This window comes from Haloplanus salinarum, assembly GCF_024498175.1.
In the GTDB taxonomy this organism is placed as follows: Archaea; Halobacteriota; Halobacteria; order Halobacteriales; family Haloferacaceae; genus Haloplanus; species Haloplanus salinarum.
In genome coordinates this window covers 944,983-968,125 of record NZ_CP101823.1, presented here as the reverse complement: position 1 = coordinate 968,125, position 23,143 = coordinate 944,983, and the positions used below count along the sequence as shown (strand labels likewise).

General features: G+C 68.4%; 23 protein-coding genes. 6 read left to right on the top strand and 17 right to left on the bottom strand.

Annotation, left to right across the window (positions count from 1 at the left end):
- Window positions 1-78: 78 nt before the first annotated feature.
- The gene (locus NO364_RS05120; RefSeq protein ID WP_257628700.1) at window positions 79-1,155 is read left to right on the top strand and encodes an NAD(P)/FAD-dependent oxidoreductase; all 1,077 of its coding nucleotides are present in this window, start codon (window positions 79-81) and stop codon (window positions 1,153-1,155) included.
- 51 nt (window positions 1,156-1,206) lie between these two features.
- Window positions 1,207-1,491, top strand: coding sequence for a DUF7545 family protein (locus NO364_RS05115; RefSeq protein ID WP_157688350.1), 285 nt, complete (start codon window positions 1,207-1,209; stop codon window positions 1,489-1,491).
- Here NO364_RS05115 and NO364_RS05110 read toward each other — a convergent pair.
- Window positions 1,488-2,300 carry a ZIP family metal transporter gene (locus tag NO364_RS05110; RefSeq protein WP_157688349.1) on the bottom strand — a complete coding sequence of 271 codons (813 nt, stop codon included), beginning with the start codon at window positions 2,298-2,300 and terminating at the stop codon, window positions 1,488-1,490. The two genes, NO364_RS05115 and NO364_RS05110, sit on opposite strands and share 4 nt — an antisense overlap.
- 120 nt (window positions 2,301-2,420) lie before the next feature.
- Here NO364_RS05110 and NO364_RS05105 point away from each other — a divergent pair, with 120 nt between their 5' ends.
- Both NO364_RS05105 and NO364_RS05100 read left to right on the top strand, forming a co-directional pair.
- Complete coding sequence (locus NO364_RS05105; RefSeq protein WP_257628699.1) at window positions 2,421-4,511, top strand: acetate--CoA ligase family protein; 2,091 nt, start codon at window positions 2,421-2,423, stop codon at window positions 4,509-4,511.
- Complete coding sequence (locus tag NO364_RS05100) at window positions 4,508-5,569, top strand: phosphotransacetylase family protein (protein ID WP_157688347.1); 1,062 nt, start codon at window positions 4,508-4,510, stop codon at window positions 5,567-5,569. Before NO364_RS05105 ends, NO364_RS05100 begins: the two co-directional genes overlap by 4 nt.
- Here NO364_RS05100 and NO364_RS05095 read toward each other — a convergent pair.
- Window positions 5,566-6,660: an aminopeptidase P family protein gene (locus NO364_RS05095; protein ID WP_257628698.1), complete on the bottom strand. Its 1,095-nt coding sequence runs from the start codon at window positions 6,658-6,660 to the stop codon at window positions 5,566-5,568. The two genes, NO364_RS05100 and NO364_RS05095, sit on opposite strands and share 4 nt — an antisense overlap.
- A gap of 104 nt (window positions 6,661-6,764) precedes the next feature.
- On the opposite strand from NO364_RS05095, the gene NO364_RS05090 reads away from it, so the two are divergent.
- On the top strand, window positions 6,765-7,982 hold the full coding sequence (locus NO364_RS05090; protein WP_257628697.1) for a DUF7544 domain-containing protein: 1,218 nt from the start codon (window positions 6,765-6,767) through the stop codon (window positions 7,980-7,982).
- Here NO364_RS05090 and NO364_RS05085 read toward each other — a convergent pair.
- Together NO364_RS05085 and NO364_RS05080 are read right to left on the bottom strand one after the other, a co-directional pair.
- On the bottom strand, window positions 7,979-8,785 hold the full coding sequence (locus tag NO364_RS05085; protein WP_157688344.1) for a CBS pair associated ParBc domain-containing protein: 807 nt from the start codon (window positions 8,783-8,785) through the stop codon (window positions 7,979-7,981). The two genes, NO364_RS05090 and NO364_RS05085, sit on opposite strands and share 4 nt — an antisense overlap.
- Before the next feature lie 58 nt (window positions 8,786-8,843).
- Entirely contained in the window at window positions 8,844-10,304 is a 1,461-nt protein-coding gene (locus NO364_RS05080) for a DHHA1 domain-containing protein (RefSeq protein ID WP_257628696.1), read from the bottom strand.
- Window positions 10,305-10,391: 87 nt separating this feature from the next.
- Here NO364_RS05080 and NO364_RS05075 point away from each other — a divergent pair, with 87 nt between their 5' ends.
- Window positions 10,392-10,766, top strand: coding sequence for a DUF7522 family protein (locus NO364_RS05075; RefSeq protein WP_257628695.1), 375 nt, complete (start codon window positions 10,392-10,394; stop codon window positions 10,764-10,766).
- Here NO364_RS05075 and NO364_RS05070 read toward each other — a convergent pair whose 3' ends face one another.
- The 13 genes from NO364_RS05070 to NO364_RS05010 all read right to left on the bottom strand — a co-directional run bounded on the left by NO364_RS05070 (window position 10,767) and on the right by NO364_RS05010 (window position 23,137).
- Complete coding sequence (locus tag NO364_RS05070) at window positions 10,767-12,272, bottom strand: NADH-quinone oxidoreductase subunit N (RefSeq protein ID WP_257628694.1); 1,506 nt, start codon at window positions 12,270-12,272, stop codon at window positions 10,767-10,769. It lies immediately after the preceding gene.
- The gene (locus tag NO364_RS05065) at window positions 12,269-13,801 is read right to left on the bottom strand and encodes a complex I subunit 4 family protein (RefSeq protein WP_157688340.1); all 1,533 of its coding nucleotides are present in this window, start codon (window positions 13,799-13,801) and stop codon (window positions 12,269-12,271) included. Before NO364_RS05065 ends, NO364_RS05070 begins: the two co-directional genes overlap by 4 nt.
- Entirely contained in the window at window positions 13,798-15,819 is a 2,022-nt protein-coding gene (gene nuoL / locus NO364_RS05060; protein ID WP_157688339.1) for an NADH-quinone oxidoreductase subunit L, read from the bottom strand. The genes NO364_RS05065 and nuoL overlap by 4 nt, the downstream gene beginning before the upstream one ends.
- 1 nt (window position 15,820) lies before the next feature.
- Entirely contained in the window at window positions 15,821-16,123 is a 303-nt protein-coding gene (nuoK, locus tag NO364_RS05055; protein WP_157688338.1) for an NADH-quinone oxidoreductase subunit NuoK, read from the bottom strand.
- Window positions 16,123-16,524, bottom strand: coding sequence for a proton-conducting membrane transporter (locus tag NO364_RS05050; RefSeq protein WP_157688337.1), 402 nt, complete (start codon window positions 16,522-16,524; stop codon window positions 16,123-16,125). Before NO364_RS05050 ends, nuoK begins: the two co-directional genes overlap by 1 nt.
- The gene (locus NO364_RS05045; protein WP_157688336.1) at window positions 16,521-16,793 is read right to left on the bottom strand and encodes an NADH-quinone oxidoreductase subunit J; all 273 of its coding nucleotides are present in this window, start codon (window positions 16,791-16,793) and stop codon (window positions 16,521-16,523) included. The genes NO364_RS05050 and NO364_RS05045 overlap by 4 nt, the downstream gene beginning before the upstream one ends.
- Before the next feature lie 77 nt (window positions 16,794-16,870).
- Window positions 16,871-17,332 carry a NuoI/complex I 23 kDa subunit family protein gene (locus NO364_RS05040; protein ID WP_157688335.1) on the bottom strand — a complete coding sequence of 154 codons (462 nt, stop codon included), beginning with the start codon at window positions 17,330-17,332 and terminating at the stop codon, window positions 16,871-16,873.
- On the bottom strand, window positions 17,332-18,456 hold the full coding sequence (locus tag NO364_RS05035; protein WP_157688334.1) for a complex I subunit 1/NuoH family protein: 1,125 nt from the start codon (window positions 18,454-18,456) through the stop codon (window positions 17,332-17,334). The genes NO364_RS05040 and NO364_RS05035 overlap by 1 nt, the downstream gene beginning before the upstream one ends.
- On the bottom strand, window positions 18,456-20,117 hold the full coding sequence (locus NO364_RS05030; RefSeq protein ID WP_257628693.1) for an NADH-quinone oxidoreductase subunit D: 1,662 nt from the start codon (window positions 20,115-20,117) through the stop codon (window positions 18,456-18,458). The genes NO364_RS05035 and NO364_RS05030 overlap by 1 nt, the downstream gene beginning before the upstream one ends.
- Window positions 20,114-20,821: an NADH-quinone oxidoreductase subunit B gene (locus tag NO364_RS05025; protein WP_157688332.1), complete on the bottom strand. Its 708-nt coding sequence runs from the start codon at window positions 20,819-20,821 to the stop codon at window positions 20,114-20,116. Before NO364_RS05025 ends, NO364_RS05030 begins: the two co-directional genes overlap by 4 nt.
- The gene (locus tag NO364_RS05020; RefSeq protein WP_157688331.1) at window positions 20,818-21,231 is read right to left on the bottom strand and encodes an NADH-quinone oxidoreductase subunit A; all 414 of its coding nucleotides are present in this window, start codon (window positions 21,229-21,231) and stop codon (window positions 20,818-20,820) included. Before NO364_RS05020 ends, NO364_RS05025 begins: the two co-directional genes overlap by 4 nt.
- A gap of 131 nt (window positions 21,232-21,362) precedes the next feature.
- Window positions 21,363-21,977 (bottom strand): 5-(carboxyamino)imidazole ribonucleotide mutase, encoded by a 615-nt coding sequence (gene purE, locus NO364_RS05015; RefSeq protein WP_257628692.1) that lies wholly within the window; start codon window positions 21,975-21,977, stop codon window positions 21,363-21,365.
- Window positions 21,974-23,137, bottom strand: a complete 1,164-nt coding sequence (locus NO364_RS05010; protein ID WP_257628691.1) for a 5-(carboxyamino)imidazole ribonucleotide synthase — start codon at window positions 23,135-23,137, stop codon at window positions 21,974-21,976. Before NO364_RS05010 ends, purE begins: the two co-directional genes overlap by 4 nt.
- Window positions 23,138-23,143: the final 6 nt, after the last annotated feature.

Here is a 23,143-nt window from a genome sequence, read left to right as displayed (position 1 = left end):
AAGAAACCGCCGGCAGCGGTCGAGCGCCGCACCGCACGACAACACAAGCTAAATGGGTCCCACCGACCAACGACGTGTATGAGCGACCCCGACGGCGCCGACCACCGGCGTCTCATCATCGCCGGAAGCGGAATCGCGGGACTCACCGCCGCCATCTACGCCGGCCGGTCGAACAACGAGCCGCTGGTGTTCGAGGGTGACGAGCCCGGCGGCCAGTTGACGCTGACGACCGACGTCGACAACTATCCGGGGTTCCCGGAGGGGATCAGCGGACCCGAACTGGTCAGCGACATGAAAGAGCAGGCGCGCAAGTTCGGCGCCGAGGTCGAAAACGGCGTGATCGAGTCGGTCGACGTGGTCGACGACCCCGGCCCGGGGCACACCTTCCACGTCACGTTGTCGAGCGGCGACGAGTACACGGCCGACGCCGTCATCGCCGCCTCGGGGGCGAGCGCACGGACCCTCGGCATCCCGGGCGAGGACGAACTCATGGGTTACGGGCTGTCGACGTGTGCCACCTGCGACGGCGCCTTCTTCCGCGACGAGGAGATCGTCGTCGTCGGCGGCGGCGACGCCGCCTGCGAGGAGGCCGTCTTCCTGACGAAGTTCGCGTCGACGGTCCATCTGGTCCACCGGCGCGAGGAGTTCCGCGCCGAGGACTACTGGATCGACCGCGTGATGGAACACGTCGAGGACGGCGACATCGAACTCAAGCTGAACACGGAGGTTACCGAACTCCACGGCACCCAGGCGGAGGGCGTCGACCACGTGACGATGGTCCATCACCCCGAGGGCCACCCGACGGGGAAACTCGACGACCCCGAGACCGAGGAGTTCGCCTTCGACGCCGGCGCCGTCTTCTACGCCATCGGCCACACGCCGAACACCGACTACTTGGAGGGACTGGACGTCGAGATGGACGACGAGGGGTACCTCGAAACGGCCGGCGGCGACGGCGCCGGCCAGACGGCGACGGGCGTCCCCGGCCTGTTCGGCGCGGGCGACGTCGTCGATTACCACTACCAGCAGGCGATCACCGCGGGCGGCATGGGCTGTAAGGCCGCCATCGACGCCGACGGCTACCTCGAGGACCTGGATCGCGAGCGGGCGGCCGCCGAAAGCGAGGCGCCGGCGGCCGCCGAGGGCGACGACTGAACGGCGTCCCGAGTCCCACACGCCCTTATACCACCGGCTCCCAGTAGCGCCATGGTCGACACCGAGACCTACACAATCGAAGGGCCGGACGGGGACACGGACGAACTCGAACTGCCGGAAGGGCTGGTCGACACCCTCGCCGAGCAGGGCGAGGCGCCGACGACCGTCGTCGCCGAGATCGCGCTGCTCTCTTTCGTCCAGCGCTCCCACGCCATCGTCCACCACGCGGAGGGCGAGGTGCCCGCCGACCTCGAAGCGATCAACGAGAAGGCCGAGGCGCTCTTCGAGGAGCGGTTCGGCATGACCTTCGAGGAGGCGACGGGCCACAGCCACTAGACGATCAGGAGCGGCAGCATCGCGAGGACGCCGACGACGACGCCGGCGACGAGTTCGCGTCGCCCGCCACCGGGCAGGTCCGCGCCGATCTCCAGCGCTTCGGGGACGAACTCCGTGACGACGAGGTAGATCATCGCGCCGGCGGCGAAGCCAAAGCCCATGGGCAGGAACTCCCGGGCGATCCGGACGAACAGGAACGCGATCACCGCGCCGATCGGCTGGGGGAGACTGGAGAAGACGGCCCACCACACCATCTTCCACTCCGAGACGCCGAGCGTCCGGAGGGGAATGGAGATGGCGACACCCTCGGGGACGTTGTGGATCGAGATGGCGACGGTCATGAACACGGCAAGCAGCGGGACGGCAACGCCGAACAGGCCGAGCGTCGTCCCGGCGGCCTGCCGTAGCCCCAGGTCGGCGAAGGAGACGCCGACGGCGACACCCTCGGGGAAACTGTGGACGGTCAGCACCCCCAGAATGAGCAGTAGCTTCCGGAAGTCGGCCTCCGCGTACTGCCGGGGGCTCACCTCGTAACTCTCGATCACTTCGTGGGCGACGACGACGAGCACGACCCCCGCGATCAACCCGGGGACGATCTCGAGCGGCGAGTCCGCGGCCGACAGGCCCTCGAAGATCAGGCCGAACATCGAGGCCGAAACCATGATCCCCGAGGCGAGTCCCCACAGCGCCACGTTCCACCGGTCGCTCACCTCCTCGACCAGGAAGAAGGGAATCGCTCCGAGACCGGTGGCCAGGGCAGTCACTAGGCCGGCGAGGAAGACGAATACGACGTTCGCTAGCAGTGCCATCGTCCGACGACAGGTCGCCGACGGCCATAAATATTATCACGATCCTGATATATTTGGCCGGCCTAAACCGGCGGGAACCGCCCCCCGAACTTATGCGACGGCCGGTGATACCGTCACCCGATGGGAGGACTGTCCCCGTTGTTTGCGCCGGATCGTGTCGCCGTCGTCGGCGCGACGGAGCGTCCGGGATCGGTCGGGCGCGCGCTCGTCGAGAACCTCGCCGATTTCGACGGCGAGGTGGTTCCCGTCAACCCGAACTACGAGACGGTGTGTGGCTTACCGGCGAGGGACCGGGTCGGCGACACCGACGCCGACTTGGCCGTGGTGGCGGTGCCGGCGTCCGCGGTGCTCGACGTCGTTCGCGAGGCCGGCGAGGCGGGCATCCGACACGTCGTCGTCATCTCGGCGGGGTTCGGCGAGGCGGGTGGCGAGGGCGCCGCCCGCGAACGCGACCTGATCGCGCTCGCCGACGAATACGACCTGAACGTCGTCGGGCCGAACTCCCTCGGGGTCATCGGCACGCCGGTCGGTCTCAACGCCACGTTCGCCCCGCGGGCGGCGCCTGCCGGCTCGATATCGTTCCTGAGCCAGTCGGGGGCCTTCGTCACCGCGGTCCTCGACTGGGCGGCCGACCACGGCGTCGGCTTCAAGGACGTGGTGTCGCTCGGCAACAAGGCCGTCCTCGACGAGGCGGACTTCGTGGCCTCGTGGGGGGACGACGAGGGAACGGACGTCATCGTCGGCTACCTGGAGAGCGTCGAGGACGGTCGCCGGTTCGTCGAGGTGGCCCGCGAGGTGACCCCCGAGACGCCCGTCGTGGTCGTCAAGTCGGGGCGGACCGAGGCGGGGGCTCAGGCCGCCTCCTCGCATACGGGGGCGATGGCGGGGCAGGACCGGGCGGCCGCGGCCGGCTTCCGGGAGGCGGGAGTCGTCCGCGTCGACACCGTCCAGGAACTCTTCGACGCCGCGCGCGTCCTCGCCGGACAACCCGTCCCGGAGACCGACGGGGTGGCCGTCGTCACCAACGCCGGCGGGCCGGGCGTGATGGCGACGGACGCCGTCGGCGACGCGCCCCTGTCCCTCGCGGAGTTCGGGAACGACACGCTGGAGCGGCTCCGCGACCGCCTGCCCGAGGGGGCGAACGTCTACAACCCGGTGGACGTCATCGGCGACGCCGACAACGAGCGACTGTGTGCGGCCGTCGACGCCGTCCTCGACGACGACGCCGTGGGGTCGGCCGTCGTCATCGCCGCCCCCACCGCGACGCTCGACTACGGCGACCTGGCAGCGGACGTAGCCGACCTCCAAGCCCGGCACGGCGTCCCCGTGACGACGTGTCTGATGGGCGGCGAGCGCGCCCGGTCGGCCGAGGACGCCCTCGACGCGGCGGGGATCCCGAACTACTTCGACCCTGCCCGGGCGGTCGGAAGCCTCGGCACCCTCTCGCGGTACCGCGAGATCCGCGAGCGGGAGCGAGCCGAGCCGACGACCTACGACGTGGACCGGGAGGCGGCCAGGGACGTCCTCGAACGGGCCGGCGAGCGGGGGGCGACGCGACTCGGCGTCGAGGCCATGCCGCTGCTCGACGCCTACGGCATCCCGACGCCCGCGGGCGAGGTGGTCGACTCGCCGGTCGACGCCCTCGCGGTCGCCGAGCGGATCGGCGACCCGGTCGTCATGAAGATCGTGAGCCCCGATATCCTCCACAAGTCCGACATCGGCGGCGTGAAGGTCGGCGTCGCCCACGAGGACGTGTACGACGCCTTCGAGGACCTGGTCACCCGGGCGCGGAACTACCAACCCGACGCGACGATCCTCGGCGTCCAGGTCCAGGAGATGGTGGAGACGGAGTCGGGTGTCGAAACCATCGCCGGGACGAACCGCGATCCGCAGTTCGGGCCGCTCGTTCTCTTCGGCCTCGGCGGCGTCTTCGTCGAGGTGATGGAGGACACCGCCCTCCGTCTCGCGCCGCTCGCCGAGTCGGAGGCGCGGGCGATGCTCGACGAGATCCAGGCCGCCCCGCTCCTGTCCGGCGCCCGGGGACGCGACCCCGTGGACGAGCCGGCCGTCACGGAGGCGCTGGCCCGCCTCTCGCAGCTCGTCACCGACTTCCCGGCCATCCTCGAACTCGACGTGAACCCGCTGGTGGCTCGCCCCGACGGCGTGCAGGCGGTCGACCTCAGACTGACCCTCGATCCAGACACCCTATGACCACCCTACTCGTCACCGCGACCGGAGAGAGCACAGGCAAGACGGCCGTCGCCGTCGCGCTCGGCCGCCAGGCACAGGCCCGGGGGCGAAGCGTCGGCTACATGAAACCGAAGGGTACGCGCCTCCAGAGCCAGGTCGGCAAGACGCTGGACCGCGATCCGATGCTGGCGCGCGAACTCCTCGACACCGACGACGAGATGCACGAGATGGAGCCCATCGTCTACTCGCCGACGTTCGTCCGGAGCGCGATGGAGGGCCGGGAGCGACCGGACGAACTCCGCGAGCGCGTCCGCGAGGGCTTCGAGGCCGTCTCGGCGGGCCGCGACCTGACGGTCGTCGAGGGCGGCGGCCACCTGACGACCGGCGGCGTCGTCGACCTCACCGACCCCGACGTGGCCGACCTCCTCGACGCCGACGTCGTGTTGATCGCGGAGTACGGGACGCCCGCGGACGTCGACGAGGTCCTGGCGGCCGCCCGGCAGATCGGTGACCGCCTCACGGGCGTCCTCTTCAACCGGGTCGCCGACGCCGCCTACGACGAGGTCGAAACCCTCGTCGCGCCGTTCCTGGAAGAGCGGGGGATCCCGGTGCTCGGTGTGTTGCCCCGCGAGGCGGAACTGGCCGGCGTCACCGTCGGCGACCTGGCGGACGAACTCGGCGCCGAACTACTCACCGACGTCCCGACCGACGGCCTCGTCGAGCGATTTCTGGTCGGCGCGATGAGCGGCGAGTCGGCGCTGCGGTTCTTCCGCCGGACGAAAGACGCCGCGGTCGTCACCGGCGGCGACCGCACCGACATCCACACCGCGGCGCTCGAAGCGCCGGGGATCAGGTGTCTGGTGCTGACCGGCGGGCGTCGGCCCCCCACGACCGTCCTCGGCACCGCGGCGGAGAAGGGGGTCCCCATCCTGCTCTGTTCGGGGGACACCCTCACCACGCTCGAACGCGCCGAGGAGGTGGTCCACGGCGGGCGGACCCGCGACGAACACACCGTCGAGGTGATGGACGACCTGCTGACCGACCACGCCGACGTCGACGCGTTGCTCGGGGCGGACTAGCACCGCCAGCCGCGATTCGTCCGGTTGAGTCGCTCGCAGCCATCCTCGGTGACGACGACCAGATCCTCGATCCGGACGCCGAAGCGATCCGGGAGGTAGATCCCGGGTTCGACGCTGAAGACCATCCCGGGTTCGAGTGTCACCTCGCCGCCGGCGACGACGTCCGGCGCCTCGTGGACGTCGAGGCCGACGCCGTGGCCCGTCCGGTGAACGAACCGTTCACCGTAGCCCGCCGACTCGATCACCGACCGGGCGGCGCGGTCGACCGCCCCCGTGACGGCACCGGGTTCGACGGCCTCGACCGCCGCGACCCCTGCCTCCCGGACGACCGAGTGAACGTCCGCGAACGCCGCGGGCGGGTCGCCGTCGAAGACGACGGTCCGCGTCTGGTCGCTCACGTAGCCGTCGACGCGCGTCCCGAAATCGAGGACGACGGGGTCGCCGGCGCCGATCACCCGGTCGCCGCTCGCGTGGTGCGGGTCGGCGCCGTTCGCCCCCGCGGCGACGATGGTCTCGAAGGCGACGCCCGTGCCGCCGTGGCTCTCCAGTCGCTCCGCGACGAACGACGCGAGGTCGGCCTCCGTCCGTCCCACCGCGTCGGCGCCGAGGGCGCGCACGTCCCGCATCGTCGCGTCCGCCGCCTCGGCGGCCGCACGGAGGGCGTCGAGTTCCCGGTCGTCCTTCCGCCGGCGGAGCGGGGTCAACACTTCGCTCGCGAGGTCGAAGCGGGCCCCGGGCAGTCGTTCGCGGAGGTCGAGCGAGACGGTCGCCCACATCCGGTCCGCGAGGAACACGCGGGACGGCGACAGGCTCTCGAAGAGCGGATCGAGGACGCGATCCGGCCCCGTCCCGTCGCGCCATGGCCGCACGTCCGCGACCCACGTGGCCGCCCGGATTCCGTCGGCCTCCAGGGCCGGCACCACGAACGTCGGATCACCCTCGCCGGGAACCAGGAGGAGCGTGAGGCGGTCGCTCGGGTCGGCGTCGACGCCGCTCAGGTAGTACAGACTCCGCCCGGGCGAGAGGGCGAGGAGGTCGTCGTCGTCGAGTCGGGACTGGACCCGCCGGGTCCGGCGTTCGAACGGCGTCATGGCCGCCCGTTTTCACCCCGTCGACAAAGACGCGTCGCCGGCCGTGTTTCCGGTGCTGCGGGTGACCCCCTGTATTTTTGGCACGTGACTGCGGGGTCGTACGTATGCCCTCCTGGTACGCCTTCGCCGCCCTGTCGGCCGCCCGTGAAGCGACCGAAGACCTCCTCCGTCCGTTGGATCGAGGGGTGTGGCTCCGGCTGGCGGTGATCACGCTCTTCGTCGGCGTCGGTGGCGGCGTCCCGACCGGCGGGAACGCGAACACGAACCTCTCCTCGGGCGGTGGCATGTCGGAGATGCCGTCGCCGTCGCTGCCGGATCTGGGGTCGACGGCGGTACTGATCGCCGGCATCGTCGCGCTCGTCCTCGCACTCGTCCTCCTGTGGAACCTGGTCGGCGCCGTGATGGAGTTCGTCCTCGTGCGCGCCCTTCGCGACCGTTCGGTGTCGATCCGCGACCCGTTCGCCGAGGAGTTCTGCCCCGGCCTGCGCCTGTTCGGGTTCCGGATCGCCGTCGGCCTCGGCACCCTCCTGTTGATCGCCGTCCCGATTCTGGCCGTGTTCGTCGGTGGGATCGGCCTCTCGGCGGCGCTGTTCGTCCTCGTGGTCCCCCTCCTTCTGGTCCTCCTCGTCGTCGGCCTCGTCACGAGCGTTATCCTCGGCCTGACGACCGACTTCGTGGTGCCGACGATGCTGACCGAGGATCGGGGCGTCCTCGACGGCTGGCGTCGACTCTGGCCGACCCTACGCGCCGAGTGGAAGCAGGTCGGCCTCTATCTGGTCGCCAAGTTCGTCCTCGGAATCGCCGTCGGCCTCGTCGTCTCCATCGCGACCCTCCTCGTCGCCATCGCGTTGGCCATCCCGTTCGTGGTCGTCGGCGGAGCCCTCTATCTCGCCATCGCCGCGGCCGGCGCGGCCCACGTCGGTGCCGTCGTCGTGGTCCCGCTGGTACTGCTGTTCGTCCTTTCGTTGATCGTCGTCAGCCTGCTCCTCCAGGTGCCCGCGCTCGTGTTCGTCCGCTACTACTCGTTGTCGGTGCTCGGGATGTTGGTCCCCGAACTCGACCTAGTCGGCGTCGACCGGCCGGACGGGGACGACGACGGCCAAGAAGTCGGTGGGGACGGCGATGACGACGACGGCCAAGAAGTCGGTGGGGACGGCGATGACGACGACGGCCAAGAAGTCGGTGGGGACGGCGATGACGACGACGACAGCCAAGAAGTCGGTGGGGACGGCGATGACGACGATCCGGATCCGCCCGGGCGCCCGGCGGGCGCCGACGGTCGAGAGGCCGCGTCACGACACGGAGTCACGTCGGTGGCCTAGCGTCGCTCCTCCTGGAGTCGCTCGGTCGTCTCGATCAGCGGGTGTCGCGCGTAGTCGACGACGTCGATGTCCTCGATGGAGGCGAGGCCCTCCTTCTCCGCGGTCCGCTGCATCCCGAGTTCGAGATCGGCACCGCCGTCCTCGTCGACGACGATCACGTAGGCGTCCATCTCCTCGATGTCGAGCCTGTTGGCGGCCATGACCCGGTGGTGGCCGTCCGCGAGCAGGAGCGTGCCATCGTTGTCGATAACGACCAGCGGTTCGGCCAGTCCGTGTTCGAGTTCGTAGCTCCGGCCCTGCAACTCGTCGGCGTACACCCGTCCCTGCGTCGGCGTCAGCTCGGCCAACTCGACGCTGCGGCGCTCCTCCGCGGCCTCGATGTCGTGAATCTCCTCCAAGGTATGGAGGAGCTTGTCGACCTTCTTGGGCGTCACCCGCTCGATCTGACTGCGGATCACGTCCGTGTTCGAGATGATGCCGACGAGTTTGCCCGCGTCGTCGACGACCGGGAGTTTCTGGATGCCGGAGCGGAGGATCACCCGTGCGGCGTCGTTGACCTTCATGTCGGGGTGGGCGACCACGAGGTCCTCGGACATCACGGTGAACACCAGCGCCTCGTCGTCGGCCAACAGCAGGTCGCGGGCACTGACGAACCCCTCGACCTGCCGGCCGTCTGTCACCGGGAAGCCGGTGTGACCGTCGCTCTCGACGATGCGCCGCGACACCTCGGAGACGGAGTCGTCTGGGTCGACGGTGGCCACGTCCTGTGTCATGTACTCCTCGACGGTCGCGTTGTCGGCCATCGCTCCGACGTACGCGGCCGACTCTCAAAAGGGTGGTCGTCGCGGGCCGTTCGGGCTCCTACCCGTCGTCGGACAGCGGAAACTCGAAGACGGCCTCGGCGGTCGACGGGTCGCCTCCCGGCGCGTTCGGGGGATCCTCCAGAACCTCGAAGATCCGCTCGGCGACTACGTCGTCGACGACGTCGGCCAGCGAGGCGGTCGAATCGTCGTCGACCGCACCGAGGATCCCCAGCGGGATCTGTGCCCCGGCCATGTCGGCGTGCCCGCCCGCGCTCCCGATGGCGCCCAGGGCGTCCCGCAGGACCTCCCCGAGGTCGACGTCCGTCCCGCGGGTGCGACCGGAGACGTACACCGTCTCGTCCATGAACCCGTAGACGACGGTGACACGGATCCCCTCCATGTCGAGGAGTTTGTCCGCGGCCTGCGCCAGGGCGTCACGGTCCCGGATGCGACCGACGCCCGTCGTGAGCACGTCGTCCCTGACGTCCCGGTTTCGGATCGCCGCGGCCAGCGTCGCCAGCACCTCCGGATTCATACTCGGCGACTCGACCCGTTCGAGGACCGACGCGTCCACGTGAGCGTGGAGGAAAGCCGCCGCCTCGAAGTCCGCCTCGACGGCCTCGCGGGTGAACTCCCGGGTGTCGATCCGGATGCCGTACAGGAGGGCGGTCGCCACCTCGCGGCTCGGATCCATGCCCAGACGGTCCAGATACTCCGCGAGGAGCGTACTCGTCGCCCCGACGTCGCTTCGCAGGTCCACGAACCGGGCCGTGACGGGGCCCCGTGGGGGGTGGTGATCCACGACGATGTCGACGGGGGTGTCGGGGTCGAGGCCGTCGTTGACCCCTGGCCGGGAGTGATCGACCAGCGCCACGGCCGCGTACTCGCCGATATCATCGCCGGGACCGAGGTTGCACAAGTCGAGTTCCAGCAGGTTCACTAGCGCCCGGTTCTCCTGGTGTGAGATGTCGCCGTAGTAACAGGCGTCGCCCTCGACGCCGACCGACCGGGCGATGTCCGCGAGGGCGAGAGCCGACGCGATGGCGTCCGGATCCGGGTTTTCGTGCATCACGACCGCCAGTCGGCCGTCGATTCCCCGGAGGACGTTCAGGAGCCGCCACACTCGCTCGCCGCCGTCGCCAGTCGCCGTCTCCAGGAGGTAATCGGCGACGACCGCCTGGGTGTCGACGACGCGGTCCGCGACGGTCCTCAGCCGGTCGCCGACGTCACCTCCGGCCGTCGACGCCACGAGCAGGGCGTCGGGAAACGACGCTCGCGCCTGCTCCGCCGTGGCCACGTTGTGGGCCGGGTCGTCGCCGAGGACGAGCACCACGTCCGCCGCCTCGGGGTAGGTACCGGGGTCGGCCGGATCGCCGCGGATCACCTCCGCGCCAGCCTCGAACTCCCTCACCTCGTGGCCCGCAGGCACGACCACGCGGAGGGATCCGCCCCACGTCGAGACGACGCCGGCGACCGTCTCGCCGGCGTGACCACAGCCGAGTACCAGCCGCCTGACCATGGTCGTCGGTATCCCCGGGAACTCAAAACCCTACCGTCACGCGTCGGCGATGGAGTTAACTCTATGTGTGGCGTGATACCATGCACCATGAGCGAGCACCGTGACCTCGTCGATCCGTCGCTCGGAGAGCAACTGGTGAGCGCCTGTCGGACGACGGTCGGCGACAGCCTCCGGAGCATCGTCTACTTCACGCCGGACGAATACGAGCAGATCTACCTGCGCTCGGATCTGGAGGCGGAGGCCGACCTCACGGGGTGGGTCGAACACGAGGCCGCGGGGTTTCGAGCCCAGACGGCCTACGACGGCACCGAACTCGGCGAGTATCAGTACACCTTGCGGGTGTTCGAAAACGGGTACGTGACACGCGTCATCGACGAGGATCACGGCGTGTTCGTGACGACCGACGGCATCACCGTGCGGCGGTCGAAGGAAGTGACGGAGGCGATCGGGTCGACGCTCTGACTACGCGAACAGCGCCGTGGCGGCACTCTGTGCCGTCTCGACGACGGGGCCGAACGCCGGCAACAGCAGGAGCGTCCCGACCGCGGCGACCATCACCGCGGCGTAGAGTCCGAGCGGCGTCGCGCCGAGGTCGAACCCGCCGGTCGGGTCCTCGATCCACATCGCCTTCACCACGCGGGAGTAGTAGAACAGCGACAGCGCGCTGTTGATCGCGCCGACGGCGGCGAGCCACCAGAAGCCACCCTGGATCGCCTCGTAGAAGAGGGCGTACTTCGAGAGGAAGCCGCCGAAGGGCGGGAGCCCCGCGAGCGAGAACATGAACACCGTCATCGCCAGGCAGGCGACGGGAGCCCGGGTCGCCAGCCCGTTGTAGTCCTCGAAGGTGCGACCGATCTCCCAGTGTTCGACCATGGCGATGAACAGGAACGCGCCCGTGTTCATGAAGCCGTAGACGAGCAGGTGGGCCATGCTGGCGCCCATCACGTTGCCGTTGGGGCCGCTGCCCGAGAGGGCGGCGAGGCCGATGAGCGCGTAGCCCGCGTGACCGACCGAGGAGTACGCCAGCATCCGCTTGACGTTCTCCTGGGTCGCCGCCGCGAAGTTGCCGAGCGTCATCGTGACGACGGCGAGGACGGCAAAGAGCAGGGGCCAGTCGATGCCCATCGGCACGACCGCGTCGATGGGGAAGGCCACCGCGAACACGCGGAAGGCGACGGCGAAGCCGGCCGCCTTCGAGGCCGACGACAGGAAGGCGCTGATCGGTGCGGGCGCGCCTTCGTAGGCCTCCGGCGCCCAGAAGTGGAAGGGCACCGAGGCGGTCTTGAACGCGAAGCCGCCGGCGATCATCACGACACCCACGCCGGCGACGCCGACCAGGTCACCGGCGGAGCCGATGGCGCTCGCGACGTCGGAAAGCAGGAGCGACCCCGTGACCGCGTACACGAGCGAGATGCCGAACGCGAGCACCGCCGAGGAGACGGCGCCCACGAGGAAGTACTTCAGCCCCGCCTCGACGCTCCCCCGGTTCTTCTTGAGGAAGGCGACGAGGGCGTAGGACGGTAGCGAGGCGAGTTCGAGGCTGACGAAGACCGTCGCCAGCGATCCCGAGGAGGCCATGAGGCTCATGCCCGTGGCCGCCAGCATGACCAGGGAATAGAACTCCGCCTGGTAGGTGCGGTCACGCAGGTAGTCGTAGCTCGCCAGCGACACCATGGCGACGACGCTGGAGACGACGACCGTGAAGAACAGGCTCAGGCCGTCGACGACGACGGAGCCGCCGTAGAGTTCGATGGCGCCGCCCTGCTGGCCGGTCCCCGCGAGCAGGTACCAGCCGGCGACGGCGAGCGCGGCGAGGCTCCCGAACGTCGCGACGCCCGCGAGCGCGGTCGGTCGCGTCGAGTCGGGGTCGATACTGTCGACGAGCAGCAGGACGAGCGCCGTCAGCCCGAGCAGCAGCGTCGGGGCGACGGCCGCCCAGGTCGGCAACTGGATCTGTAGTGGTGTCACGAGAGGTCACCTCCGAACTCGAGGAGGGGATCGACCGCGTCCTGGATCATCCCGAAGAAGAGGTCGGGAGCGACCCCGAGGACGATGATAGTCACGAGCAACACCGCGAGGGGTGCCGTCTCGCTGAGCGGAGCCGGGCCGACCTCGTAGTCGGTCTCCAGGCGGAACGAGCCGAAGAGCGTCCGCTGCATCGCGAACAGCAGGTAGCCCGCGACGATCACGATGCCGAACATGGCCGCCGCGGTGAACAGCGGCATGGCGGCGTGGACCGTCGACTCGAACGCGCCCTTGAAGATGAAGAACTCGCCGGCGAAGCCGGCCATCAGGGGCAGCCCCATGTAGCCGAAGGCGCCGGCGACGAAGATGCCGGCGGTGACCGGCATCCGGTCGGCCATCCCGGACATGTCGCCGACCATCCTGGTGTGGGTCGTGTTGTACATGACGCCGACCGACATGAACATCAGCCCCGAGATGAGGCCGTGGGCGATCATCTGGAAGGTCGCCCCGCCGACCCCGTAGGTCGTGTAGGCGATCAGTCCGAGGATGACGTAGCCCATCGACGACACGGACGAGTAGGCGACGATGCGCTTGAGGTCCTGTTGGGCCAGCGCCAGCATCGCGCCGTAGATGACGCTGATCACGGCGATCAGGGCGATGGGAACCGCGAACTGCGTCGCCGTCTCCGGCAGCATGGTGAAGTTGAACCGAAGCAGGGCGTAGGTCCCCATCTTCAGGAGGACGCCGGCCAGCATCACCGACACCGGCGACGGCGCCTCGACGTGGGCGTCCGGCAGCCACGTGTGGAAGGGGACGATGGGCACTTTCACCGCGAAGCCGAGGAACATCGCCACGAAGGCGACGCTCCGCAGGGTCGCGGCGGGGATGCCGAACAGCGAGCCGAGTTCGCCCGCCCGCAACGCCCCGGCGATGGCCGGCATGTCGAGCGACGACACCGAGTCGCCGAGGCCGAACACCAGGGCGATGAAGCCGATGAACATCGCGAGCGACGCGATGTTGGTGTAGACGAAGAACTTGATCGCGGCGTACTTCCGCCGCGGGCCGCCCCAGACGCCGATGAGGAAGTACATCGGCAGGAGGACGGCCTCCCAGAAGACGAACCAGACGAAGAAATCGAGCGCCGTAAAGACGCCAAGCAGGTTCGCCTCCATGAACAGCATCAGTCCGTAGAACTGCGACTGGCGGTCGTCGATGGAGGCCCAGGCGCTCACGATGGCGAGGGTCGTCAGGACCGTCGTCAACACGACCAGTGGCAGGCCGATGCCGTCGACGCCGACGTGCCAGTTGAGCGTGTAGCCGCCCAGTTCCAGCCACTGGACGGTCGTCTCGAACGCGGGGTCACCGCCGGTGAGGGCGTTGCCCGTCGCGTCGAATCGACTCCACATGTAGAGACTCCCCACGATGGGGAGCAGGCTCAGCGCCGCCGCGAGGCGACCGGCCCACTCGTCCGGGGCCAGCAACACGGCCATCGAGGCGACGAACGTGATGGCGATCAGCGCTTCGATTATCATACGAACCACCCTCCGAGAACCCCGAAGACCACAAGCAACGCCGTCAACCCGAGGGTGAGGAGTGCGGCGTAGTTGCTCACGACGCCGGTCTGGATCCGCCGGATGCGGCTCCCGGCGAAGAGGCTCACGCTAGAGACGCCGTTCACGACGCCGTCGACGACGCCCTGATCGAACTTGTCGGCCAGCCGCGCGAGCGGCAGGACGAACGACTCCGCGAGCCAGATCTGGTACTCGTCCTGGTAGTAGTTGTTGTACCAGAGGTCCTTCACCGCGCCCAGCTTCGCCGTGTGCTCCGTGGGCTCCGGCACGTTGTAGAGGACGTGCGCGAGGCCGGCACCGGCGAGCGCGAGCGCGAGCGACACCGCACCGGCCACGTACGACGCCACGTCCGCGGACGTGTAGCCCGCGTAGTCGTGGAGGAGTTCGCCGTAGTGTTCGCTGGTGAGCGCCGAGAGTTCGCCGTGGGCCAGCCAGTCGTGCAGGAATTCGAGGTGGATCCCCGTCAGGTCCTGTACCGGCACCATGTTGACGAACCCGACGGTGGCCGCGAGGATCCCGAGGACCACCAGCGGCCCCTTCACGTTCCAGCGCACGCCGTGGGGGTCGCGGGCGATGTCGGTTCGCGGGTCGCCGTGGAAAGTGAGAAACACCATCCGGAAGGTGTAGAACCCGGTGAAGAAGACGGCCACCAGCCCCATCGCGTAGCCCGCGAGGAGGAGCGGCGAGCCGCCGAGGCCGTGGACGAGCGCCTCGTACAGCACCTCGTCCTTCGACCAGAAGCCGGCGAAGGGGACGATGCCCGCGAGCGCCAGCGATCCGGAGAGGAAGGTGTAGTAGGTGACGGGCATCCGATCCTTGAGGCCGCCCATGTTCCACATGTCCTCGTCGTGGTGCATGGCGATGATGACCGCCCCGGCGCCCAGGAAGAGGAGCGCCTTGAAGAAGGCGTGGGTCAGCAGGTGGAAAGTCGCGGCCACGTAGCCGCCGGCGCCGAGCCCCAGCATCATGTAGCCGTACTGCGAGATGGTGGAGTAAGCGAGCACCTGCTTGATCTCCCGCTTGACGACGCCCATCGTCGCGGCGAAGAGGGCGGTGAAGCCGCCGACCAGCGCGACGATGCCGAGCGCCGTCGGCGAGAGCGCGTAGAACCCGTACATCCGCGCGACGAGGTAGACGCCGGCCGCGACCATCGTCGCGGCGTGGATGAGCGCGGAGACGGGGGTCGGACCCTCCATGGCGTCCGGGAGCCACGTGTGCAGCGGGAACTGCGCGGATTTCCCGATGACGCCGCCGAGGATCAACAGGCCGAGGATCGTGAACCACGTCTCGGGCGCGAACCCGAAGGTGGCGACCTCGGCGCCCCCGTTGAGGGCCTCCTCGGCGAGGACCGGGAACGCCCCCTCGCCCGCGAACTTCGCGGTGCCGAAGGTGGCGAAGACGGCGACCACGCCCACGAGGAAGAAGTAGTCACCGAAGCGGGTGACCAGGAACGCCTTCTTCGCGGCGCTCGGCGGGCCGTCCTCCCGGAACCAGAAGCCGATCAGGAGGTACGAACAGAGGCCGACCAGCTCGAAGAACATGAACGCCATCAGCAGGTTGTCGGCGACGACGAACCCGAGCATGGAGGCGGTGAAGAGACCGAGGCCGGCGTAGTACCGCGGGAGTCCGGTCTCGCCCTCGTCGTTCATGTACCCGAGGCTGAACACGTGGACCAGGAGCGCGACCAGCGAGACGATGAGCAGCATCATCGCCGCGAGCGGGTCGAGCAGGAGGCCGAAGGTGAGTCGGGTCGTCCCCTCGCCAGCGCCCGCGACCCACGTGTAGAGCGTCTCGTTGTAGGCGTTGCCCGCGCTGACGGTCAGGAAGACCCACGCCGACAGCACGAGCGACCCCGCGGTGGCGGCGATGCCGCCGAACGCGCCGCCCTTGGGGAGGTACTTGCCCCCCGCGAGCGCCACGAGGAAGGAGAGGAAGGGGAGGAGGACGATGGCTGGCGCGTAGTCGAACGCTCCGACCATCTTACCACCTCATCTCCCGTGCGAGCGTCACGTCCACGTCGTCGAAGTTGCGATACAGCACGAGGATGATCCCGATGCCGACCGCCACCTCGGCGGCGGCCAGGGCCATCGTGAACAGGCTGAACGTCTGCCCGGTGACGTTGCCCCAGTACGCCGAGAAGGCGACGAGGTTGATGTTGGCGGCGTTCAGCATGAGCTCGACCGACATCAGGAAGAGTAGGGCGTTCTTCCGGGTCAGGATGCCGAACAGGCCGATGCAGAACACGGCCGTCGCCAGCAGGAGGTACCACTGGACAGGTACCATCAGCGGTCACCTCCCTCGACGTCGTCGTCGGCATCGGCGACGTCCGCCCCGTCGCCGTCGGTCAGTCGGTCGCGGACCCGCCGGCCGCCGTCGGCCAGGAGCGCGACGGCGCTGCCGTCCTGCTCGCGTTTCGCCAGCAGGAGCGACCCGTCGAGGGCCGCGTCCAGCGCGACGGCGATGACGATGAGGCTCACGAGAAAGCCCTCGCCGGGGACCGCCCCCATGTCGAGGTTGAACATCGCGTAGCCGATGCTGGCGGTGATGCTTCCGTCCGACGGGAACCCTTGCGGGTCGCCGAACGAGGCCCGGAGGACGGCGACGGCGATGACGACAAAGAGCGCGACGGCCGCCAGACCGGGCAGCAGATGCGACCCGACCCGCAGTTTCGGCTTCGTCGTCACGCCTCGCTCACCTCCGAGGGCTGTTCCGCTGTCGATTTCGTGAGCATCACGGCGAACGTGATGAGGATCAGAACCCCGCCCACGTAGACGAGGATCTGCATGGCGGCCAGAAACTCCGCCTGTAACATCACGTAGTGGACCGCGACGCTCAACAGGGCGCCACCGAGGAGGAGTGCGGAGTGCCACACGTCCTCGACGAGGACGACGCCCAGGCTGCACCCCAGCGTTACCAGGGAGAACAGCGCGAACGCAATCGTTTCATACACCATTGCTTGAATTTGCTTGAGGTATTCCTTTGAACGTTTCGAGACGATCCAGCGCCCACACGGCGCGGCCGTCCGGAGCCTTACTGGTAGTCGATCTCCCCGTCACCCTCGCCGATCCACGCTCCCCGGTCGGGGTTCCGGGATTCGAGCGGGTCGATCCCCTTGTACCAGGGGACGTTCTTCAACTGTTCCTTGTTGTAGACGAAGTCGTCCTTGGTGTCGGCCGTGAACTCGAAGTTCTGCGTGAGCAGGATGGCGTCCGTCGGACACACCTCCTCACAGAGCCGGCAGTAGATACACTGGCCGATGTGGAGGTTGTACTGTTCGCCGTTGCGCTGGTCGTCCTGCACGATCTGGATCGTGTCGTTCGGACAGACGTTCTCGCATTGCCGACACCAGATACACCGCTCCTGGCTGAACTTGTGGACGCCGCGGAACCGCGGGCTCACCTCCGGCGCCACGTCGGGATACTCGACGGTGAACGTCTCGCCGTCCAGCGCGTGTTTCATCGTCGTCGCCATGCCTTTGAGGATTCCAATCATTACGCGATCACTCCCACGAGGATTGCCGTGAGCACGAGGTTGGCGAAGGAGAGCACGAGCATCCCCTTCCAGCCAATCTCGATCAACTGGTCGATTCGCACGCGTGGGACCGCCGAACGGGCCCACTGCGTGAACAGGAAGAACGCCCACATCTTGATGACCATCCAGACGAACCCGGGCAGGACCGGGCCTGCCGGGCCGCCGAGGAACAGGACGGCGATCAGCGCGCCGCCGAGGAAGATGTGGATGAACTCCCCGAGGTAGAACAACACGAAGTAGACGCTAGAGTACTCGGTCTGGTACCCGGCGACGATCTCGGTCGGCGCCTCCGGGATGTCGAAGGGGTTCCGGCCGATCTCGGCGAGGTTCGCCACCACGAACAGCACGAACGCGAAGGGGTTGACGAACGCGTACCAGCCCGGAATCGCGACGCCGGCGATAGTCACGAGCGTCTCCGTCTGGGCCGCGACGATCTCGCTGGTCTGGAAGGTGCCGGCGAAGATGATGACCGACGCCGCCGTGACGACCAGCGGGATCTCGTAGGCGAGGTTCTGGGCGATAGAGCGCAGGGCACCCAGCAGCGAGTACTTGTTGTTGGAGGCGTAGCCAGCCATGACGAGGCCGAGCGACGCGATGGACGCCGCGGCGAACGCGAAGACGATCCCGGTCTCGGGGTCGGCCAACTGCAGGCCGCTCCCCAGCGGGATCACCGCGAAGCCGAGCAGCGCCGAGAACGGCAGGATGATCGGTGCGAGGTCCCAGGCCGGGCGGTCGACGCCGTCCGGCACGATCAGCTCCTTCGAGAGCAGGCGCACCGCGTCGGCGACGATGATCAGCAGGCCGAAGGGGCCGATCCGGTTGACCGCGATCCGGTCGGTGAAGGCGGCCGTGATCTTCCGCTTGGCCCACGGGCCGGCCAGCGCCGTCATGCCGAGCATGATGTTGGCGATGAGGAAGGCGCCGAGCAGTCCGCCGACCACGTCGCCGAGCGTCCCCGAGAGGCCGAGCGCACCCGATATCGTCTCGGGGAGCGTCGTCACCGGTCCGCCGGCCGACGCGTTGGCCGTCGCGTTCGCGGTCCCGGTCGGGGTGGTCGTCCCCGACTGGAGGAGCAACCCGTCCATCAGCGATCCACCTCGCCGAGCACGATGTCGAGGCTACCGAGCGACGCGATCAGGTCGGGGATGTACTCGCCGTTCGACATCTCCGGGAGCGTCTGGAGGTTCGAGAAGCAGGGGCTCCGGATCTTGAACCGGGCCGGCTTCTCGGTGCCGTCCGCGCGGACGTAGATGCCGAGTTCGCCTTTCGCACCCTCGACGGCGCGGTAGATTTCGGCGTCGTCGTCCGGGCGGATGGTCCGCGGAACGTTCGACTGGATCGTTCGGTCGTCCTCGGGCCAGTCCTCGAGCAGGTCGACGCACTGTTCGATGATCTTCGCGGACTCCTCGACTTCGCGGAGTCGGACGAGGAGGCGGCTGTAGTTGTCACAGCCGTCCTCGACGGCGACGTCCCAGTCGAGTTCGTCGTAGTAGCCGTACGGGTCGTCGCGGCGCAGATCGTAGTCGACGCCCGACCCCCGAGCAACCGGCCCCGTGGCCCCGTAGCTCTTGGCGACCTCCGGGGGCAGGACGCCCGTGTCGACGGTGCGGACCTGCAGGATCTCGTTGGCCGAGATCATGTCGTGGTACTCCTCGAGGGCCTCCGGCAGGTCGTCGAGGAAGTCCCGGATCATCTCGAAGAAGTCCTCGCGGGGTTCGGGCAGGTCCCAGACGACCCCGCCGAGCCGGAAGTAGTTGAACATGAGCCGCTGGCCCGTCAGCTCTTCGAGGATGTTCTGGACCTTCTCGCGGTCCCGGACGGCGTACATGAAGATGGCGGTGAAGTCGCCGTAGACGTCGAGCGCGAAGGTACCGACCGCGAGCATGTGCGCCGCGATCCGACAGAGTTCGGCGCCCATCGTCCGGATGACTTGCGCGTACTCGGGCACTTCGATGTCCGCGAGGTCCTCCGCGACGCGGGCGTAGGCCCACTCGTTGAGCAGCCCCGCCGAGATGTAGTCCCACCGGTCGGGGTAGGGCATGATCTGGTAGCGGTAGGTGCCCTGCTGACAGATCTGCTCCTCACACCGGTGGAGGTAGCCGATGTCGGACTCCACGTCGACCACCTGTTCGCCGTCGAGGACGGTCTTGAGGTGGAGGACGCCGTGGGTCGCCGGGTGGTGGGGACCGATGTTGAGGAACATCGTGTCGTCCTCGCCCTCGTGGTCCTCCTGGAGCGGGTTGGCGTGCTCCCGCAGGGGGACGACCTGGGGCCGATCCTGGTCGTAGTCCCGGGAGAGCGGGTGGCCCTGCCACGTCTCGGGCAGGAGGATGCGACGGAGGTCCGGGTGGTCGTCGTACTCGATGCCGACCAGGTCGTAGGCCTCGCGTTCGTGCCAGTCGGCGGTGCGGTAGACGGGTTCCGCCGACTCGCTCACGGGGTCGTCGGTCGGCGTCGGGACGACGACGCTCACCTCGTCGGTGGGGTCGTCGTACTTCTTGAGGTGGTAGATGGACTCGTAGCGGTCCTCGTACTCCTGTGCGGTGACACAGGAGAGGTGATCGAACCCGGCCTCGTCGCGCAGTCGGAAGAGGGTGTCCTGCACCTCGTCCGGTCGGACCACGAAGCCCGGCGCGTTGAGGTGGTCGTCCCGGTCGAGGACCAGATCGCCGAGCAGGTCCTCGATCTCCTCGGCCGTCGTCACGGCCGTTTCGACCGTGTCCGGGGTGGATTCTTCCAGGCTCATGGCGAGTCAGCCCAGTTGTACCGCATGACGAGGTCGTCCTCGTCGATTTCCTTGGCGAGTTTGTCGACCACTTCGTCCTGGTCGAGGTCGCCGAACTGTTCGAGTTCGTACGGCTTGACCGTGACCGGCGAACTCTCCCCGTTCGCGATCCGCTCCTGCAGTTTGGCGACGCCGTAGATCAGCGCCTCCGGTCGGGGCGGACAGCCGGGGACGTGGATGTCGACCGGAATGACTTCCTCGGCGCCTTTGACGACGTTGTACCCCTCCTGGAACGGGCCGCCGGAGATGGTACACGACCCCATGCCGACGACGAACTTGGGTTCGGGCATCTGGTCGTAGACGCGCTTCATCCGCGGGGCGAACTTCGAGACGATGGTCCCCGGGACGATGATCACGTCGGCCTGTCGCGGCGACGCACGCGGGACGCCGGCCCCGAAGCGATCGAGGTCGTGTTTGACCGCGTAGGTGTGCATCATCTCGATGCTACAGCAGGCGATGCCGAACTGTAGCATGAACATGGAGGAGCCCCGGACCCACTCCATGAACCGATCGAACTTCGTGAGGATGAACGGCGAGGAGCCGAACGCCTCCCGGAGTTTCGAGTTGAATCGGTTGTCGGTTCCCGACGCCCCGATGCGGGCGTCGCGGGTGTCGCTCCCTACCTGGCTCGTGTCGGTGACGAATCGTTCTTGTTCGCTACTCATGATTGACGCTCCGTTTTCGCACGGTTCGCGCGCGGACTCTTGACCCACTCGACCGCACCGTTGCGCCAGGCCCAGACGAGCCCGACGACGAGGATGCCGATGAACACCAGCATGGGTGCGAGGATCTGGCCGAGCGTCGCGCCCTGCTCCAGCGCGGAGCGATAGATCATCGTCCACGGGAAGATCAGGACGGTTTCGACGTCGAAGACGACGAACAACAGCGCGACCATGTAGTACTGGATGTTGAACTGGACGTGTGCCGTCCCCGTCGGCACCTCGCCGCTCTCGTAGATGACGGTCTTTCCCTGTTCGGACACGCTCGGCCGCAGGAGCGCCGACACGACCATCATCCCGATGGGTATGCCGACGCCGACGAGACCGAGCGCACCGATTGCTATCCACTGATTCATACCTTGATTCCTGTCATCTCGGGAGTTAGGAGTGCTCCCCCATAAGCGTTGATTTACGCTTTTCGGTGCCTGCAGCCGGTTTGGTGGCCGAATACGGGCGTTTCACGCCCTGTCGCGCCGGCCACGTCGGACTACTCGTGGCGACGCCGGAACCCGTCGATCCCCAGATCGTGGAGGTCCCGCGAGACGTCGGCCACGCCGGATCGCAGGTCGTCGTGTTCGACTTCGAGTCGCTCGACCAGTTCCGCGTGTTCGCGCGCCAGGATCTGGACCGCCGACAGCGCCGCGTTGTAGGACTTGCCGGCGTCGACGGCGACGATGGGCGCGCCCGTCGGCATCCCGATCACCGAGTCCACCGACTTCTCCTGGACCGGCACGCCGATCACCGGCAGGGGATACGCGATGGAGGCGGTCATGTTCGGCAGGTCCGCGGACTTCCCGCCCGCGCCCGCGATTATCACGTCGAGGCCGCGGTCGGCGGCCGTCTCGCCGTAGGCGTACATCAGATCCGGCGTGCGGTGTGCGGAGACGACGTAGCTCTCGAAGGTGAATCGGGCCTCGGGCGGGTCGTCGTAGTCGGTCTGTTCCGCGAACCCGAGTTCGCGGAGGGCGTCGTAGGCGCCCGCCATGGTGTCGAGATCCGAGTCCGACCCCATGACGATCCCGACCTCGGGGGTCGCCGCGGGTGGTCGGTCGTCGTCCGCCTGTGCGTGCAGGTCGTCGATGATGTCGTCGATTCCGGTCATCGGAAGGAGAGGTCGTCGCGCAGTTCGCGTGCCGATGCGAGCAGGTCGCCGAGGGCCGCGTCGCCGTCCTCGTCGGTGACGGTCACGTGACCCATCTTCCGGAGCGGACGCACCTGTTCCTTGCCGTACCAGTGCAGGTGGGCCGCCTCGCTTTCGAGGACAGCCTCGACGCCGTCGAGTTCGGCCACCCGCTCCGCGTCGACGGTGCCAAGGACGTTCGCGCTCACCGTCGGGGCCCGCTGCCGGGTCGACCCCAGCGGCCACCCGAGCACCGCACGGGCGTGCTGTTCGAACTGCGAGGCGACCGCGCCCTCGATGCTCCAGTGCCCCGAGTTGTGCGGCCGGGGCGCGATCTCGTTTACCAGGATCTCCCCGTCCGTCTCGAACAGTTCGATCCCGAAGACGCCGCGGCCGTCGAGGGCGTCCAGCACGTCGCGGGCGACGGCCTGGGCTCGCTCCGCGACCGCGTCTCTCGTGCGCGCGGGAACGACCGTCTCGCGCAGGATCTCCGTCTCGTGGACGTTCTCACCGACCGGGAACGTCCGCACCTCGCCGTCGCCCTGGACGCCGATCACGGAGAGTTCGCGCTCGAAGTCGACGAGCGTCTCGGCGAGCGCGTCTGGCTCGTCGCTCGCCCCCACCTCGCGGATCGCGGCCTCGGCCTCGTCGACGGAGCGAACCGGCAGGTTGCCGCGGCCGTCGTAGCCGCCGTGGCGGGCCTTCAGCATCACGCCGCCGAACTCCTCGACGGCCGCCTCCAAGTCGGCCACGGAGTCGACACGACGGTAGGCGGGAACGGGGATGCCCGCCCCGCTCAGCATCTCCTTTTCGGCGAACTTGTCCTGGATGGTCCGGAGGGTCTCGGGCGTCGGGTGGACCGGTACGCCGGCCTCGGCGCTCGCGGTCGCGAGGTGGTCCGGATCGGCGAGTTCGATCTCGTAAGTCAACGCGTCCGTGCGCTCGGCCAGCCGACCGATCGCCTCGGGGTCGTCGAAGTCGCCGACGATCTGGTCGCGCGCGACGGGCGCGGCCGGGCAGTCCGGCGTCGGATCGAGGACGATCGTCTCGACGCCGAGCGGCGCGGCCGCCTCGGCGAGCATGCGGCCCAACTGGCCGCCGCCGACGACGCCCAGCGTCGGGCCGGGAACGGTTATCGACATGGCTAG

What these genes read in the sequence shown, in the direction of transcription:
- NO364_RS05095 (WP_257628698.1), bottom strand. Translation starts at nt 6,660, where the DNA reads ATGACGCCGTTCGAACGCCGGACCCGGCGGGTCCAGTCCCGACTCGAC.
- NO364_RS05080 (WP_257628696.1), bottom strand. Translation starts at nt 10,304, where the DNA reads ATGGTCAGGCGGCTGGTACTCGGCTGTGGTCACGCCGGCGAGACGGTC.
- NO364_RS05035 (WP_157688334.1), bottom strand. Translation starts at nt 18,456, where the DNA reads ATGGACGGGTTGCTCCTCCAGTCGGGGACGACCACCCCGACCGGGACC.
- NO364_RS05110 (WP_157688349.1), bottom strand. Translation starts at nt 2,300, where the DNA reads ATGGCACTGCTAGCGAACGTCGTATTCGTCTTCCTCGCCGGCCTAGTG.
- NO364_RS05020 (WP_157688331.1), bottom strand. Translation starts at nt 21,231, where the DNA reads ATGAATCAGTGGATAGCAATCGGTGCGCTCGGTCTCGTCGGCGTCGGC.
- NO364_RS05040 (WP_157688335.1), bottom strand. Translation starts at nt 17,332, where the DNA reads ATGATTGGAATCCTCAAAGGCATGGCGACGACGATGAAACACGCGCTG.
- purE (WP_257628692.1), bottom strand. Translation starts at nt 21,977, where the DNA reads ATGACCGGAATCGACGACATCATCGACGACCTGCACGCACAGGCGGAC.
- NO364_RS05065 (WP_157688340.1), bottom strand. Translation starts at nt 13,801, where the DNA reads ATGATAATCGAAGCGCTGATCGCCATCACGTTCGTCGCCTCGATGGCC.
- nuoK (WP_157688338.1), bottom strand. Translation starts at nt 16,123, where the DNA reads ATGGTACCTGTCCAGTGGTACCTCCTGCTGGCGACGGCCGTGTTCTGC.
- NO364_RS05010 (WP_257628691.1), bottom strand. Translation starts at nt 23,137, where the DNA reads ATGTCGATAACCGTTCCCGGCCCGACGCTGGGCGTCGTCGGCGGCGGC.
- NO364_RS05030 (WP_257628693.1), bottom strand. Translation starts at nt 20,117, where the DNA reads ATGAGCCTGGAAGAATCCACCCCGGACACGGTCGAAACGGCCGTGACG.
- NO364_RS05115 (WP_157688350.1), top strand. Translation starts at nt 1,207, where the DNA reads ATGGTCGACACCGAGACCTACACAATCGAAGGGCCGGACGGGGACACG.
- nuoL (WP_157688339.1), bottom strand. Translation starts at nt 15,819, where the DNA reads ATGGTCGGAGCGTTCGACTACGCGCCAGCCATCGTCCTCCTCCCCTTC.
- NO364_RS05105 (WP_257628699.1), top strand. Translation starts at nt 2,421, where the DNA reads ATGGGAGGACTGTCCCCGTTGTTTGCGCCGGATCGTGTCGCCGTCGTC.
- NO364_RS05075 (WP_257628695.1), top strand. Translation starts at nt 10,392, where the DNA reads ATGAGCGAGCACCGTGACCTCGTCGATCCGTCGCTCGGAGAGCAACTG.
- NO364_RS05120 (WP_257628700.1), top strand. Translation starts at nt 79, where the DNA reads ATGAGCGACCCCGACGGCGCCGACCACCGGCGTCTCATCATCGCCGGA.
- NO364_RS05045 (WP_157688336.1), bottom strand. Translation starts at nt 16,793, where the DNA reads ATGGTGTATGAAACGATTGCGTTCGCGCTGTTCTCCCTGGTAACGCTG.
- NO364_RS05085 (WP_157688344.1), bottom strand. Translation starts at nt 8,785, where the DNA reads ATGGCCGACAACGCGACCGTCGAGGAGTACATGACACAGGACGTGGCC.
- NO364_RS05025 (WP_157688332.1), bottom strand. Translation starts at nt 20,821, where the DNA reads ATGAGTAGCGAACAAGAACGATTCGTCACCGACACGAGCCAGGTAGGG.
- NO364_RS05090 (WP_257628697.1), top strand. Translation starts at nt 6,765, where the DNA reads ATGCCCTCCTGGTACGCCTTCGCCGCCCTGTCGGCCGCCCGTGAAGCG.
- NO364_RS05100 (WP_157688347.1), top strand. Translation starts at nt 4,508, where the DNA reads ATGACCACCCTACTCGTCACCGCGACCGGAGAGAGCACAGGCAAGACG.